Annotated in this window: 16 protein-coding genes; 3 read left to right on the forward strand and 13 right to left on the reverse strand. The window is 36.4% G+C overall.

The annotated features are described in order from the left end of the window. Window positions 1-7 precede the first annotated feature (7 nt). Both HF964_RS06380 and HF964_RS06385 read right to left on the reverse strand, forming a co-directional pair. Window positions 8-670, reverse strand: a complete 663-nt coding sequence (locus tag HF964_RS06380; protein ID WP_168722222.1) for a 2,3-bisphosphoglycerate-dependent phosphoglycerate mutase — start codon at window positions 668-670, stop codon at window positions 8-10. Between the two features lie 100 nt (window positions 671-770). Next, window positions 771-1,745, reverse strand: a complete 975-nt coding sequence (locus HF964_RS06385; protein WP_168722223.1) for a beta-ketoacyl-ACP synthase III — start codon at window positions 1,743-1,745, stop codon at window positions 771-773. Between the two features lie 259 nt (window positions 1,746-2,004). Here HF964_RS06385 and HF964_RS10115 point away from each other — a divergent pair, with 259 nt between their 5' ends. Next, window positions 2,005-4,068, forward strand: coding sequence for an IMP dehydrogenase (locus tag HF964_RS10115; RefSeq protein ID WP_420850129.1), 2,064 nt, complete (start codon window positions 2,005-2,007; stop codon window positions 4,066-4,068). Window positions 4,069-4,101: 33 nt separating this feature from the next. Continuing rightward, the gene (gene guaA, locus HF964_RS06395) at window positions 4,102-5,649 is read left to right on the forward strand and encodes a glutamine-hydrolyzing GMP synthase (protein WP_168722224.1); all 1,548 of its coding nucleotides are present in this window, start codon (window positions 4,102-4,104) and stop codon (window positions 5,647-5,649) included. Between the two features lie 217 nt (window positions 5,650-5,866). Here the strand turns inward: guaA and HF964_RS06400 are convergent, their stop codons facing one another. From HF964_RS06400 to HF964_RS06440, 9 genes are all read right to left on the reverse strand, one after another. Next, a complete protein-coding gene (locus HF964_RS06400; protein WP_168722225.1) occupies window positions 5,867-6,604 on the reverse strand; it encodes a glycerophosphodiester phosphodiesterase in 738 nt (245 codons plus the stop codon). Window positions 6,605-6,620: 16 nt separating this feature from the next. Continuing rightward, entirely contained in the window at window positions 6,621-7,964 is a 1,344-nt protein-coding gene (locus HF964_RS06405) for an extracellular solute-binding protein (protein WP_168722226.1), read from the reverse strand. Between the two features lie 11 nt (window positions 7,965-7,975). Continuing rightward, a complete protein-coding gene (locus tag HF964_RS06410; RefSeq protein ID WP_168722227.1) occupies window positions 7,976-8,797 on the reverse strand; it encodes a carbohydrate ABC transporter permease in 822 nt (273 codons plus the stop codon). Beyond that, the gene (locus HF964_RS06415) at window positions 8,794-9,714 is read right to left on the reverse strand and encodes a carbohydrate ABC transporter permease (RefSeq protein WP_168722228.1); all 921 of its coding nucleotides are present in this window, start codon (window positions 9,712-9,714) and stop codon (window positions 8,794-8,796) included. Before HF964_RS06415 ends, HF964_RS06410 begins: the two co-directional genes overlap by 4 nt. After that, window positions 9,704-10,828: an ABC transporter ATP-binding protein gene (locus HF964_RS06420; protein WP_168722229.1), complete on the reverse strand. Its 1,125-nt coding sequence runs from the start codon at window positions 10,826-10,828 to the stop codon at window positions 9,704-9,706. The genes HF964_RS06415 and HF964_RS06420 overlap by 11 nt, the downstream gene beginning before the upstream one ends. A 274-nt stretch (window positions 10,829-11,102) precedes the next feature. After that, on the reverse strand, window positions 11,103-11,543 hold the full coding sequence (locus HF964_RS06425) for a hypothetical protein (protein WP_168722230.1): 441 nt from the start codon (window positions 11,541-11,543) through the stop codon (window positions 11,103-11,105). A 171-nt stretch (window positions 11,544-11,714) separates the two neighbouring features. Continuing rightward, window positions 11,715-12,302: a DUF1349 domain-containing protein gene (locus HF964_RS06430; protein ID WP_168722231.1), complete on the reverse strand. Its 588-nt coding sequence runs from the start codon at window positions 12,300-12,302 to the stop codon at window positions 11,715-11,717. 71 nt (window positions 12,303-12,373) lie between these two features. Beyond that, complete coding sequence (locus tag HF964_RS06435) at window positions 12,374-12,586, reverse strand: DUF2798 domain-containing protein (protein ID WP_168722232.1); 213 nt, start codon at window positions 12,584-12,586, stop codon at window positions 12,374-12,376. After that, window positions 12,570-13,430: an NAD-dependent epimerase/dehydratase family protein gene (locus HF964_RS06440; RefSeq protein ID WP_168722233.1), complete on the reverse strand. Its 861-nt coding sequence runs from the start codon at window positions 13,428-13,430 to the stop codon at window positions 12,570-12,572. The genes HF964_RS06435 and HF964_RS06440 overlap by 17 nt, the downstream gene beginning before the upstream one ends. A 100-nt stretch (window positions 13,431-13,530) precedes the next feature. Here HF964_RS06440 and HF964_RS06445 point away from each other — a divergent pair, with 100 nt between their 5' ends. Further along, entirely contained in the window at window positions 13,531-14,871 is a 1,341-nt protein-coding gene (locus HF964_RS06445) for an aminotransferase-like domain-containing protein (RefSeq protein WP_168722234.1), read from the forward strand. A gap of 53 nt (window positions 14,872-14,924) precedes the next feature. Here the strand turns inward: HF964_RS06445 and HF964_RS06450 are convergent, their stop codons facing one another. Together HF964_RS06450 and rplQ are read right to left on the reverse strand one after the other, a co-directional pair. Then, a complete protein-coding gene (locus HF964_RS06450; protein ID WP_168722235.1) occupies window positions 14,925-15,803 on the reverse strand; it encodes a sodium:solute symporter in 879 nt (292 codons plus the stop codon). A gap of 200 nt (window positions 15,804-16,003) precedes the next feature. After that, entirely contained in the window at window positions 16,004-16,387 is a 384-nt protein-coding gene (rplQ, locus tag HF964_RS06455; RefSeq protein WP_168722236.1) for a 50S ribosomal protein L17, read from the reverse strand. Window positions 16,388-16,416 lie beyond the last annotated feature (29 nt).

A 16,416-nucleotide genomic window follows, 5' to 3' on the forward strand; every position in this document is an offset into this window, starting at 1 on the left:
AGTTCGTCTAGACGAACTCTTTTTTTAGTATTTTTAATTGATCATCTAGTTGATAATGAATTGGGCTCCCATTATCAACCTCAACTTGCATAATATCATCATCTGCAATTTGTTCTAAATATTTAATCAGTGCTCGTAGCGTACTACCATGTGCAACTATTAATTGATTGTTTCCTTGCCGTAGTTGTGGTGCGATAATATCTTGCCAATAAGGTAACAACCTTTTTGAGGCCATCTCCAAACTTTCACCTCGTGGTTCTAATCCCAATGGATATTGCCGTTTTGGTGTGATATGTTCTAACAGCGGTGGTACTTTTGTGTAAGATCGACGCCACTGTTGAACTTGCCATTCACCAAATTCTAACTTAGTTTGCTCCTTATTCATACCACGTAATGCGCCATAATGTCGCTCGTTTAGATGCCAAGACTTTTGGATAGGAATGTATAACTGATTAATCTCTTCTAAAACAATATTAGCTGTTTGAATAGCACGTTTTAAATAAGATGTATGGACTTGACTAAATTGGATGCCTTCACAAGCTAATTTATGCCCAGCTATTCTTGCCTGTGTTATTCCTTGCTTAGTTAACGCAACATCACTCCAACCAGTGAAGATATTGTCTCGATTAGCTGTACTTTGACCATGACGCATAATATATAAATCAACCATTTCAGTTCCTCACAATTAGCACACAATAAATGTTTGTTGTTTTTTTCACTAATGATAGTCGCTTTCACACAATCTGCAAGTACTTTTAGAGCGTTTATGCCTAAAATTCCAGAATTACACTTCCGTAACTTAATCCAGCTCCGAAACCGGTTAACAATAGCCGTTTACCTGTCAAATCTTGCTCATTAATCAATTCGGCAAAGGCCATTGCAATCCCCGCTGAAGACGTATTACCATAATATGAAACATTCTCACGAAATTTTGCTATCGGTTGCTTTAACTTGGTAGCAATGGCTTCAATAATTCGCAAATTAGCTTGATGCATGATATAAAAATCAATATCATCCCCTGTTAAATTATTATCAGCAAGGAGCAATTCAATTTGAGCTGGCACAGTAGTAGTAGCAAATTCAAATACATCACGACCACTTTGATAAAACGCATCCGTTACTGGATAGTTTTGCGCACTAATTTCAGAAATCGGTGCTACGCGGCCTGAATGAATTGTGTCTGCATCGCCCATTGTTTGTAATTTCTCAGCTCGAATAACTGATTTTTGCCCATCTGCAACTAATAAAGCTGCTCCGGCACCATCTCCGAAAAATACCGTCGAAGTCCGATCAGTAAAGTCCATCATTTTGGTATTAACCTCAGCACTAATAACTAAAGCACTTTTATACATCCCTGATTTAAGAAACTTCTCGGCTGTACTTAAAGCAAATACAAAGCCCGCACATGCTGTACTTATATCATATCCCCAAGCATTAACAGCCCCTAACTTTTTTTGAACAATAGCTGCTGTGGCAGGTGTTTGAGCATCAGGTGTAATTGTACTAACAATAATTAAATCAACATCTTCAGCAGCATAATTAGCATTATTTAACGCCTTTTGCGCTGCCTTAGCTGCTAAATCTGATGTATTTTCCCCATTAAGCGAAAAATGACGGGTCTTAATCCCGGTATGACTTTGAATCCAAGGATCATTTGTATCCATGATTGTGGCTAATTGATTATTATCCACAACACTATTAGGCACATAATGCCCGGCCGCAATAATCTTTACCCCATCACCCATTCTATTACCTCTTTAATTACTCTCTTTGTTTTTTACAATAAATCAATTTTTTAGTTTTACTCAATTATTTTAGCTCATATTAGTCCAAATAATCAAAAAAATCACTTTTCTAATGCTTTTTTAGCATTCTTTTTTATTTAAACTATGCTAACATGAGAGATAGTTCGTTTTTTTCTAATAATTTATCATTTAAGTTTGACTTTTAAAAATTTCACTGGTAAATTAAGAACAATCAAAATTTGAAAAGAGGTTAAAATTCATGTCTAACTGGGACGAAAAATTCTCAAAACAAGGTTTCACCTTTGATGATATCGCGTTTTTAGCTGACGCTAATAATAATGTCGATACCACTATTAATTTGCAAACAACTATTGCAAATAACTTACACTTAAACATTCCTGTTTTAAGTGCTAGCATGGATACCGTCACTGAGGCTAATATGGCAGCAACATTAGCTAGTGCTGGTGGACTTGGGGTGATTCACAAAAATTTGAGTATTGCTGATCAAGCTAACGAAGTTGCTAAAGTTAAAGCTTTAACAATTGATACCAAATCAACACCAATGGCGGCCGTTGATGCCAAGGGTCGCCTTCTCGTTGCCGCCGCAGTTGGAGTAACCTCTGATACATTCGAACGTGCCAGTGCATTATTTAATGCTGGTGCCGATGCAATTATTATCGATACTGCCCACGGTCATTCAGCAGGTGTCCTTCGTAAAATTGCTGAAATCCGAACTAATTTCCCTAATAACACTTTAATTGCTGGAAACGTGGCAACTGCCAGTGGTACCCGTGCTTTATTTGAAGCAGGTGTCGATGTGGTTAAAGTAGGAATTGGGCCTGGTTCAATTTGTACAACTCGAGTCGTTGCCGGAGTTGGAGTTCCTCAATTCACTGCTATCCATGATGCCGCTGCTGTTGCTAAAGAATTTGGCAAAGCAATCATCGCTGATGGTGGTTTAAAGAGTGCAGATGACATTACTAAAGCCCTAGTCGCTGGTGGTAACGCCGTAATGGTTGGCTCAATGCTTGCTGGTACTGATGAAGCTCCTGGTGAAGTATTTGTTGCTGAAGACGGTAAAAAATATAAAGCATATCGTGGTATGGGTTCAATCGGTGCCATGCAACGTGGCTCATCTGATCGTTATTTCCAAGGTGGCGTTAATGAAGCCAACAAGCTTGTTCCTGAAGGTATTGAAGGTCGAACTGCTTACAAGGGAGCAGCTCTTGATGTCATTGGTAAAATGATTAACGGTTTAAAAGCCAATATGCAAGGTTTACAATTAACAGAACTTACATCATTAATTAATGACACAGCTGTTACTAAGGTAGCTAACCCATTCCCAGCTGATGCAGCTAAACATCTTTCATATGAAAATGTCCTTTTACAACCTGCTGCTTCAAATGTCTTGCCAAATAGCGTTTCATTAGCAACCCAAATTGCTCCAATGTTAACTTTAAACATTCCAGTTATTTCGGATCAAACAATTACTGATGCAACTTTAGCAACAGTCCTTGCTCAACAAGGTGGTCTTGGAGTTATTTCTGCTAAATTAAGTATTGATGCCCAAGCTAAAGAAGTCGGTTTAGTTAAATCAGTTTCAATTAGCACTATTTCAACCCCTAACGCTGCTACTGATGTTCAGGGTGAACAAGGTCACTTGGTTGTTGCTGCGGCAGTTAACATTGATGATGAATTAATGGTACGCGTTGAAAAATTAGTTGCTGCTAAAGTGGATGCAGTGGTTGTTAACAATGCTACTCCAGATGTAATTACTAAATTACACGCTGCTTTCCCAACACTAGTATTATTTGCTGATGACGTTACTTCAGCTGAAGATGCTGAAGCTTTGCTTACAGCAGGTGCAACAACATTAATTGCTAAAACAACTAACCATAACGAGCTTTCAACAATTTTAGCAGTTGCTAAAGTTGCTGAAGCTCATGGTGCTTTTGTCATCGCCCATGGTGATATTAAATACTCTGGTGATATTGTTAAAGCTCTTTCAGCTGGAGCCAATGCTGTGATACTTGATTCGATGCTTGCAGGAACTGATGAAGCCGTTCAAGGAGATATTGTTGCTACTGGTAATGAACATATGCTTGCTGGTTATGAAGAACACACAAGCTACAGTGGTTCTGCTGCTGATGTTATTTTCCAAATGCTTGGTGGCTTACGCTCTGGTATGGGATACACGGGTGCTGCTACCCCTGCTGAATTGATTCAAAAAGCTGCTTTTGTACAAATTACTACTGCTGGTTTAATTGAATCACACCCACATGATGTTACAATTACTAAGTCCGCACCTAATTACTCTAAGTAATCTGATTTTAAAATATTTAAGGAGTCCATATTAATGGCCAATAAAGAATTCGACAAAATTCTCGTGCTTGATTTTGGTAGTCAATACAATCAATTGATTACTCGCCGTATTCGTGAGTTCGGTGTCTTCTCTGAATTAAAATCACACAAACTTACTGCCGATGAGATTAAGGCAATTAACCCTAAAGCAATCATCTTCTCAGGTGGTCCTAATTCAGTTTATGCTGAGGATGCCTTCAAGATTGATCCAGCTATCTGGGAATTAGGTTTACCTATTCTTGGAATTTGTTATGGTATGCAATTGATGGCCCACGACCTTCCAGGTGGTGAGGTTCTCGGTGCCAAAGATCAAGAATACGGAGTTACAGATATTAATATTACTGTTCCTTCAACACCATTGTTTGCTAACACACCAGAAGAGCAAGTTGTATTAATGAGCCATGGTGACAAAGTTACTAAGTTACCAGATGGTTTTGAACCAGTTGCAGTATCTGCTAACACGCCATTTGCAGCTATCCAAAACTTAGAAAAAAACTTCTTTGGAATTCAATTCCACCCCGAAGTTCGACACTCAGTTTACGGAAATGATCTTCTTAAGAACTTTGTCTTCAACATTGCTGGTGCTACTGCTAACTGGTCAATGGACGATTTCATTGCTGAAACGATTGCTGAAATTCGTGAAACAGTTGGGGACAAAAAAGTCCTTCTTGGGCTTTCAGGTGGGGTTGATTCATCTGTTGTTGGGGTCTTACTCCAAAAAGCTATCGGTGATCAATTAACTTGTATCTTCGTTGATCACGGTTTACTCCGTAAGGGTGAAGCTGAACAAGTTATGGCTGACCTCGGGACTGGATTTGGATTAAATATTATCAAAGTTGACGCCCAAAAACGTTTCCTTGATAAATTAGCCGGGGTTACTGATCCTGAACAAAAACGTAAAATTATTGGTCGTGAATTCGTTGAAGTGTTCAACGATGAAGCCTTCAAACTTGAAGATGTTGACTTCTTAGCACAAGGTACCCTTTACACTGATATCATCGAATCAGGTACTGATACTGCCCAAACTATTAAGTCCCACCACAATGTTGGTGGTCTTCCAAAAGAAATGACTTTCAAATTAATTGAACCAATGAAGACCCTCTTCAAGGATGAAGTTCGTGCCATTGGTGAAAAGCTTGAAATTCCACATCACCTTGTATGGCGACAACCATTCCCAGGTCCTGGGCTTGGTATTCGGGTGCTTGGTGAAATAACGGAAGATAAATTAGAAATCGTTCGCGATACTGATGCAATCTTACGTGAAGAAATTGCTGCTCATGGTCTTGAAAGTGAAATCTGGCAATACTTCACCGTTCTTACTGGAATTCGTTCCGTTGGAGTGATGGGTGATGGCCGGACATACGATTACACAATTGCTTTACGTGGGGTAACTTCTATTGATGGAATGACTGCATCATTTGCAAAAATTCCATGGGAAGTTCTTGAAGATATTTCAATTCGCATTGTAAACGAAGTCGATCACGTTAACCGCGTCGTCTACGATATTACAAGTAAGCCACCTGCAACTATTGAATGGGAATAGTCATTAGGTAAACTAATTCTACACAAAATAGGACTGATGAATCTGAAATTAGATACTTTAGTGATAGTTTACTTATAGAACGTGTTTCAAAAGGCAGATATGACATAAGAAAATCCCGACTGAATTTTTTGAATTCAGTCGGGATTTTCTTATGTCATACCGTATCTACACGCCTTTTAAAAAATTATAAAACCTAACCTCTATAAAATTGCCGTATTTATCTTTCTAAAAACTTATTACGAACTTGTATGGCTCGTGCGGGATAGTCTGTATGAAATGCTTCAACGCTATAATCGAAACACTTCATCATCTCACATTCGTCATTAACAGTCCAAGGACGAATATATTTACTGTAATTAATTATCTTAGTCTCTGATTTACAAAGCCATTCAAAAGACGGATGAATACTATCAATTAATGTTAAATATTTTGAAAATAATATAGTAAATTTATCACCTACCATTATCCAAGCCTTCTTAGTTACAGGATCTATTTTTTCAAGGCGTTCTAATGTCAACGGATTAAAACTAGAATAAATTAATTCAAAGTTTAGTTGTTTCTTTTGAATTAAATCAACTAGCTTTTCTTCAATGCCGGGATAATCATTTTGATCTGTTTTTAATTCAATATTTAACGTGCCTGTAAAACCAACTTCCGTTAACAAATTTAGCACTTCTATAAACGTCGGAATTTTTTCATCTGCATACTCGCTTGAAAACGAACTACCAGCGTCGTAAGCTTTTAATTCTTTTACAGTCATCTCGCCAACGAGACCCTCACCGTCTGTTGTCCGATCAATTGATTCATCGTGAATGACAACTAACTGACCATCCTTTGACAACTGCACATCCAATTCGATACCATCACTTCCTACCCGCACGGCTTCTCTAAAAGCTACTAATGTATTTTCGGGATGTGTTCCTTTACTACCACGATGAGCAAAAATTTTAGTCATAATAACTCATCCTTTCCTATTTTATTTTCCCATTTGCCTGATTTGATTGTAATAATGCACTATTTACATCGGTAGTAACCTGGTTTAATGTTTGCTTAACATTCGCACCATTGAAGATACTGTCCATTCCAGCTTCCTCAATTGAACGTGCTTGTGTAATTACATTTGTTAATACCCCTTGAGTTTGTGGCACAATTTTTGTATCGTGCAATTGATTAGCTGCGACTTGTAGTTCGGGATTTTTAGCATATGCTTGCTTCATTACTGCTTGGTTATATGCCAATTTATTTGCTGGAAAGTAACCCGTTGCTAAAGACCATTCAGCTTGGCTAGATGGTTTTAACATAAATTTCATGAAATCCCAGGCACCATCTGTTTCAGCTGTAGACTTTCCTTTAGTTACCCAGACACTCGCCCCACCAATTGCAACTCCTGTACGGGTTTTCTTATTTGCAGGAATTGGTAAATACCCAATTCCGACGTGGAATTTTGCAGCTTTGAAAATTTGATTTGCTGATGATGAAGATGCTAAAATCATTGCTACATTTTGATTTAAAAAGCCTGCAGTAAGATCATTAGCATTTGTTGAATAGTTAATAGCGGTACCATTTTTAAGCATATTTTGTACCCAAGTTAACATGTACTGGGTATCATCGTTATTAAATGCTACTTTAGTTGGAACCCCTGTTTTACCATTATTATTATTCATTAACAAGTTGCCTTCATTTGCAATTAATTCTTCAAACAACCATCCATATACTTGAAGACTAAATGACTTTGTCTTGATACCTTTGGCTTTTAACTTGCGACCAACATCGGCAATTTGTTCATACGTTGTTGGAAATGTATTATAACCAACTGATTTTAATACATCCTTGTTATAAAACAATACAGGAGTTGAACTATTAAACGGAATTGATTGTAATTTACCATTCACACTATAATAAGTTGAAATTGGTTTTTCAATATTATTCAAACTCATCCCATCGCGTTCGAATAATTTATACGCAGGAATATAATTTTTATTATCAATCATTGTTTGTGTTCCCACTTCTGGAACTTGAACAAGGTCAGGTGCAGAGGAACTTCCAGCTACACTTTGGTATTTTGCCAAAGTTTCAGGATATATTCCTTGAAAACTTGGAATAACCTCATACTTGGTTTGAGATTTGTTATATTCTGCTACTAATTTTTCTAAAGCAACTTTATTGACCCCACCCATTGCGTGCCAAAAAGTTACTACTTGTCGATGATCTTTCGTTTTCGTATTGGCATGTACATTGGCAATTTGCAAGCCAATCGCACAAACAGTGGCAACACCTAATATTAAATATAGAATTCTGAAAATCTTCTTAGACACGTGCTTTTCTCCTATTTAACTGCACCTTCAGCCAAACCTTCTTGTAAACGTTTTTGACTTAAGTAAAGAATAATCAATGTTGGTAAAGCCACAATTACTGCTGAAGCCATCACGACTCCCCATTCTGTTAAAGCTTCTTCTGATTGAATTTGTCGCAAGCCGATTTGGACAGTCCGAACATTATTATTTGAAGAGACAAGCAATGGCCATAAATACATGTTCCAAGCCCCTAAAAATTGGTAGATTCCTAGGGTAATAAGACTTTGTTTGGAAATTGGCATCACCACATCTTTATAAATCTTCCAGTGATTAAACCCATTTACTTTACTAGCCTCAATTAATTCGTTTGGAATTTGCTTAAATGTTTGTCGCAAGAAAAATGTTGAAAATGCTGATGCCAAAGATGGTAATGCCATTCCAAAATAGGAATCAATTAAATGCATTTCTTTAATTGTTTGGAAATTGGCAATAAATGTTGCTTCAAAAGGTACCATCATCGTCATTAAAAAGATGAAAAATAGAGGTTCTTTCCATTTAAAATTCAAAAAAACAAAAGCATAAGCTGCTAAACTACTTACGATTAACTGACCACTAACGATGAGCAAAGATGTTACTGTTGAATTAATCATCATTCGTGGAACATTTGCATTTTGAAATGCTTTCACATAATTTTCAAAATTTAAACTCTTTGGAAATAATGAACCGCTTAAATAATCAACTCCAGGAATAAAACTAATCATTATACCTGAAAGAATCGGTAAAATATAAAGTAATGCTAAGACAATTAAAATAAAATACAGAATGCCAATTTGCCATTTATTCGATTTAATCATTGGTAGTGTACCTTACTTTCACTAAATTTTGTTTGAACTAATGTAATAACTACAATGATAATAAATAAAATTACCGCTTCAGCACTCGCACGTCCACTGTTCAAATTAATGAATGAATCTTGATAGATTTGATAAACAAGGGTATTAGTCGCATTATTTGGTCCTCCTTTGGTCAACAAATCAATTTGACCAAATGCTTGGAAAGCGTTGATAATACTTACAGTAATAACAAAATAAAATGTTGGTGAAAGAATTGGGATAATCACTTTCCGCATTAAATATGTTTTTTTCACACCTTGAACTGCTGCTGCTTCAAATAATGAAGAATCAATCGATTGAATTGCACCTAAAAAAATAATATAGATAAAACCAATATTCATCCAAATAGTCGCAAATGAGACCGCATAGATAGCATACTTAGGATCTGTTAACCAACCAATTGGTTTTTGACCCAAAAAGAGCATTAATTTATTCAAATAACCATTTACTGGATTAAACATAAATTGCCAAAATATTGATGAAGCGGCTACGGAAATCCCCATCGTTGAAGAAAAAATAAGTCGGAAAAAAGCCATACCACGTAATTCTTCACTAGTTAAAAAAGCTAACAAGAATCCAATAATGACCGTTAGTGGGACTGTTACTAACACAAAAATAATGGTTGATTCAAACCCAGTTTGAAATACACTTGATTTAATTGCTGTTACATAATTCTCAATAGCAGCAAAAGCAACAAGTTTTGAACCAGTACTAGTTAGAAATAAGCTTGTATAAATGGTTTTTAACATTGGATAAAAAATAAACAAACTAAATACTATAATCGATGGTAATAAAAATAACAACGCTACTTTTAAGTCTTTTACATCAAAATTTTTAGTATTTCCATGTTTACTTTCTGATAATAATTTATTTTGCATTAGCCAACACATCCTCTGCCATACTTACTTGCTTTATGTCAAAAATACGTTGCTTAGTTGTGATTTCAAATAGATGGATATTCATCAAATCTACCTCAAAATAAATTTTCTGACCTAATTCAAATGATTGTTGGCCTTTTAATTTAGCAACCATTTTATGTTCTAAATAAGAAAATATAACAATTGTTTCATTACCTAATTGTTCTACATTGATTACCGTACCTGCTAAATGAGAATTTACTACTTCAGAAATGTGCAAATGTTCAGGTCGAATTCCCAATTTAACAGCCTGATGTTGACTTAGAGAATTTACTTGAGTTAGTGTTAATGGAATATTTACTTCGTGATTATTATCAGTAAGCACATTTCCTAAACGATTTAATGTAAAAAAATTCATTTTTGGTGTACCGATAAATCCAGCAACAAATTTGTTAGCTGGATTATTGTAAACCTCTAAAGGTGTGCCCACCTGTTGTATTGCACCGTCATTTAAGACAGCAATTCTATCCCCCATTGTCATAGCTTCTGTTTGATCATGTGTAACATAGATAATAGTTATACCTAAGTTTCGTTGTAATTCTTTTATTTGTGTACGCATTTTTTCACGTAATTCTGCATCCAAGTTTGATAATGGTTCGTCCATCAAACATACTTTACGCCTACTTGCTATTGCGCGAGCTAATGCAACACGTTGCCGTTGCCCACCTGATAAATGTTTCGGTCTACGATCCATATATTCTTCTAAGTTTGTCAATTTCACCGCTTCGTTCAATCTATCTTGCAATTCTTTTTTAGATAATTTTTTCGTATCTAAACCAAATAAAATATTTTCACGAACTGATAAATGTGGAAATAATGCATAACTTTGGAAAACCATTGATATGTTGTGATCTTGTGGTGATAACTGACTAACATTACGTCCGTCAATATAAATATCACCACCTCGAACAGTTTCAAGACCTGCAATCATTCGTAATAACGTACTCTTTCCACATCCCGAAGGACCAACCAAAACAAAAAATTCCTTATCGTCGATAGTTAAATTAATATCTGATAAAACTTTCTCATGGTTTTCGTAGGATTTTGATAAATGTTGCAGCTGAATTAATGGCATTACTATAGCTCCTTTTTTCTTATTGTCTTTAAGATATCATCCCTTTGTAAAAAAGAAACTTACAACAGGTAAATATCCGCTACACCTTTTGTAAAATGAAATCTTAAGAAAATAGTATTTTTTTATAAACTTTTTCGAAAAATTAACAAAAATAATGCTATTTTGCAATAATATGCTCTCCACTTACTTAAAACTACATAATAAAAAAACCTTGAATTAGATTTGTTCTAATTCAAGGTTATTAGTTTAACTTATAAGTCTTTTTAATTTATTTCTAATTTGAAAACACTTCACTAGCAACGTCCCGTTGATCACCTTGACTGTCTTTAACACAGTTTGCGAGTAAGCGTTTTGAAATTTCCAATGAAAAATCACCTTTATCTTCATCGCTCACATTCATCGTTTGCAATAATCGATAATGAAATTCATTTAAGCTTGGCTTGGGTAGACCAGCCGCACAATCTTTGGTAACTTTCATTAAAAATAAGCCAATATTTATTTTGTCTTCTGCACCTAAATCTTGCTTTAGAATACTAAAGTTTATATCAAATAATAAATCACCAGCTCCACTATATTCTTCAATTAGCTTAATCATTAATGAACGCATCGCTTCGCTTTGTGTCACTAAGTCTGCTGTAACTTGATCTTGTAATTCAATTTTTTGTTCAAGTTTATCTAACCGTTCCTCTAATGATTCTATTGTTACTGCGTCCATTTAGCTCCCCCCTTATGCCGTATTGAACCTACTAAATAATTTAAATGTGTCAATTAAATCATTCATTACCTATAATAATATCACTTTAATAAAAAATAAGCATATCTAACCTATTAAATACAATTAAAAATCACTATTAAAGCAACTGTTTAAGAATTTTTACTATAAACCCTATTTATGGGCTTCCCAAACACATTCGCCTAGTTGCATTTTTGAAAAATGGGCCGTAAAACTTGAATCTTCCGGACTACATGCATAGACGCCAAATTTAATCGTTTGATCTCCATGTTTTAAGTGTGCAATGCGCATTTGATGATAAATTTGTCCATCAAATGAATATTCTAAACGATAATCACTTGCACGGCGGCTTAAACGATACCAAATCGCTTTATGCTCGGTTGAAACATCCATCGTTGCCCAATCAGAATAGCCTTCATTGGTTACCACACTGCCTAAGCGTTGAAACTCTTCATTTTCGTATTCGGTTGATGATTTTAACCAGTTATCACTATCTAAATACAAGACAATTCCACATTGATCAAAGCGTTGGTGGGTTTTAAATTCCGTTTTAACAGCAAAAGAAAAATATTGCTCGGCCGTCGTCATTTGTAAAACCGGTGCATTATCATTTTGAAAGCCATAATACGTCCGTTGCCATAAATCTGTATGGGGTGCAGTTGTAATATCAATTGTTGTAGCCGTAATCTTGGCCGCTTGTGGTTGGCGCATCCAAACTAGTTCTTGTGTGTTAAATTCCATGAGTTAACTCCTTTGAGAACTTTCTCTATTATGCACCTCCCATTATAAATTAGCCTTACGGTAAATTAAAGCTATTTCAATGAACCTGTACGTACAAGTAGTTTTTGAACTAACCATGGAGTTAAATAGCTCAATGGTAAAATACATATGAATGCTATCAACCAGGCATGTAACCACACGCCCCATGCGATTGTCAGAAATTGTGGATGACTGACGTAATAAAAAATCAATGATAAAACGCCGGTATTAATGATGCCGATAATTATTTTAGTGACGTGCTTCATGATTAACCACTCCTTGAGCAAATGTCGGATATTGCAACTGCCCACCGTTAGCTAACCATTTAGCATTACTAACACCGCGTTCAAAGGGCTGGGCTGGAATAAAGCTTGGGGCTTGTGGGCTGTGCATAACTTGTGCATAAAGCTGTGACCATGTTTCGTTTGCCATTGGTTGGTTATCCACAATGTTATACACACCTTGTGGTAATGTTAAGGCTTGCATTGCTGCTTGAACCGCATCATTAATGTGGATAAATGAAGTTATCCCCAAGCTCAAAGTTAATTCCCCCGCTGCCATCTGTTGATTAATTAAATTACCTTGATCGTACCACGTCCCGGGACCATATAATGTGCCATATCGTAGAATTGTCCACAAGGGTAATGTTTTAACCGCTTTTTCGAGTGCTAAAATCCCATTAACCGTCGTTTGCCGTGGGGCTGGTGCAGTAATATCTAACGGAGTCTCCTCCGTGGCCAAGTTATCCCCAGGTGCATAACTCCAGGCAATACTTTGTGCGATAATTTGCTTAACTCCGACAAGTTGGGCCGCTTGGACCAAATTTCGGGTCCCAATCGTGCGTACATGGGCATTAGCTGCCGAGCTCCCATCCTTTAACGCCGTAACTTGATGCATAATCACTGTTGGTTTAAACGTAACTAAAGCCGCTTTAACATCATCATAGACTAAAATATCACCTTTAAAGGCCGTTATTCCGGCAGCGTCTAAACGTTGTACGCCGTGCTCTGAAGTCGTTAATCCTCCCACTTCATAACCTAACTTAAGTAATGCTTTACCTAATTGAAAACCGATTAATCCTGTAGCGCCTGTAATAAAAATTCGTTGCATGTTCTGACCTCCGTTATTGTCTAAAACTATTTTAAAGTCCTTTCTACTGGGCTACAATGGACTTATTATCTAACTGTCTGGGTACAGAAAGGAATTGCTGATGACTAAATACGCGACCGTCTTAGCTTATATCACAAATATGATTAACAACGGCACTTGGCCAGTTGGTACCAAACTACCTTCCATTCGTAGTTTAGCGACCCAATTTCAATGTAATAAAGATACGGTTAGCCATGTATTACAAGAACTTAAATACCAAAATATTATTTATGCGGTTGCTAAAAGTGGAAATTACGTTTTAACTGGGGTTGAACAACCCACCCCAGTGATTAAGCAACCCATTAAATTTGCTAATTCGATGCCCGATGAGACGTTGTTTCCCTACAATGATTTTCGGGCGTGTTTAAATCAAGTTACCCAAACCTCCCACGAACACTTATTTACGTACTTTAATAATCCCGCGGGTTATCCACCGTTAATTACCGCGATTAATGATTACTTTAATACCCAACATCTCTTCACTCACACTGGTCAAATTGCGATTACTTCCGGGATTCAACAAGCGTTATACATTTTAACGCGGATGCCCTTTCCCAATCACAAACAGACCATTTTATTAGAGCAACCTACTTATCATCAAATGAATGCTTTAGTGGAAAACTTAACTACCGATTATTTAACGATTACCCGGAATGCAAATGGCTTAGATTGGGATGCATTAGAAAATATTTTTAAAACTCAGCCAATTAAATTTTTTTATACGATTCCACGATTTAGTGTTCCTTATGGGCAAAGTTATACCAACCGCGAGCGGGCCAAACTATGTCACCTGGCCCAAAAATACGATGTCTATCTTGTCGAAGATGATTATTTTGCTGACTTTGAAAATAATTCACGGGTTAAAACCCTTTATGAACAAGCACATGTCGATCACGTTATCTATTTACGCTCTTTTTCTAAAATAATTTTTCCCGCTTTACGGCTTGGCGCAGTCATTATGCCCCCAAAATTATTTGACTCGTTCATTAACGAAAAACAACTGATTGACTACGATACTAATATGTTTATGCAGCGCGCATTGGCCATCTATTTAACGAGTTCAATGTTCACCCGCCATCGCCACCAAATCACAACCGCTTATCATCAAAAAGCACGGCGACTAAATACTTTTTTGCAACAACATGGCATTAAAAAAAATAATCTGGCAACCCAAGTCGTCTTGCACTTTGATACTACTAAAATCAGTGCATTAATGCTGACAGAATTACTGAAACAGCAAAATTTGGAAGTTAATATGTTGACCACTAATTATATTGGTCAGCGGCCATTAAATCTTTTTAGTATTGACGTCCGGAATATGCCTTCTGCCACGATTACAGCCAATTTAACCACTCTTTGGGCTGTAATTGGCATATATATCATCCGTGACGTTGATGCTTGAAACCGGCTTATAGACAAAATAAAGGAAGGTCTTTAACAGACCTTCCTTTATTTTTAATGTTCTTTTATATATTGTTTAAAGAGACTAAACGCCGTCAATACTGCAATCAAAATAATTAACCAGTTTAAAATATTAAGTGGTAATTGCTTAACAATTTTAACCGCCACAAAAACCCCAATCACACCACCGATAATAATGCCAGCAAACCCGCGCCATTGGACTCGATCCATTTTAATAAACTGACGACCAGAAATTGACATAATCATTGCTGCATCTAACATCATCACCGGAAAGGCAATCGTTGGATTAACTCCAATTAACGTAAAGAAAATTAATTCAGGAGCATAATTTCCTAAACCAATTGTCATTAAATTTCCAATGATAAAGTTAAATATAACTCCCAGTGGTAACAACCATCCATGTAAGCCATGGGCACCATTAGAAGCCACTATTACTGGCAAAAAAAAAATCCGATAAATAATAATTGCCGCAGCGATTACCAAGGCTATTCCTAATGCAATTCGAATAAGTTGGACATTCCACTTTTTAGTTAAATTAGGGCCAACATATGCCCCTAAAATAGCCGCCATTGTCATTGGAATCAATGTTGTGATTTCAATCTTAACGGTAGTGATAAACAATAACGCCTCAAACATTACCGGAATAGCATGTACCGCATTTAAAGTTCCTGGCAATTTAGCATCATCTTTCGTAAAGTGCAAGATTTTAAATAAGCCAGTTGTTGTTGCAAATGATCCAATCCCTAGAGTATCACCTAAATCGGTAATGAATCCAATTACTGCACCGGCACCAAAAGACTCAAAAAGATTAACTTTACGTTTATGCGCCGTTTTAATAATAAGAGCAATGAAAAATAACATCGTTAAAATAATAATAATTTGAATTAAATGTAAAACTATATTTTGGTCCATTTGTGTAGTTCCATTCTTAAAAATAATATGTGTTAGTTACTTAAAAATATGTACAAAAAAATCTCACATAAATGCGGTGCGACATTACTGCCCTTCAAGCTAGACTTAGATAGCATGCTATCCATCATCATGACGCTTTATACCATCATTCATGGAGATTGATTTGATCTACAAGTAGAATTTAATTGGAGTCAATGAGATTAGTCAACGAGTTCCAAGACAACCATTTGCGCCGCGTCACCACGACGTTGAACTGTCTTAAGAATTCGAGTGTAACCACCATTACGTTCAGCGTAATGTGGTGCCAATTCATCAAATAACTTTTGCAAAGCAGTTTGAACTTTGATGTTATCGCCGTCTTCCTTCACATCAGCAACAACGTTACGAACGAACGCAGCAGCCTTACGACGAGAAGCCAAATCACCATGCTTACCAAGTGTGATCATCTTGTCAGCAGTCTTACGAACTTCCTTAGCGCGTGCTTCAGTAGTTACGATACGACCATTAACAAGCAAGTTAGTAGTCAAATCACGTAAAAGTGCTTTACGTTGTGAGCTAGTACGACCTAATTTACGGTAACTCATGAATGGATACCCTCCTTTTACTTAAAATT

This window comes from Periweissella fabalis (genome assembly GCF_012396505.1).
In the GTDB taxonomy this organism is placed as follows: domain Bacteria; phylum Bacillota; class Bacilli; order Lactobacillales; family Lactobacillaceae; genus Periweissella; species Periweissella fabalis.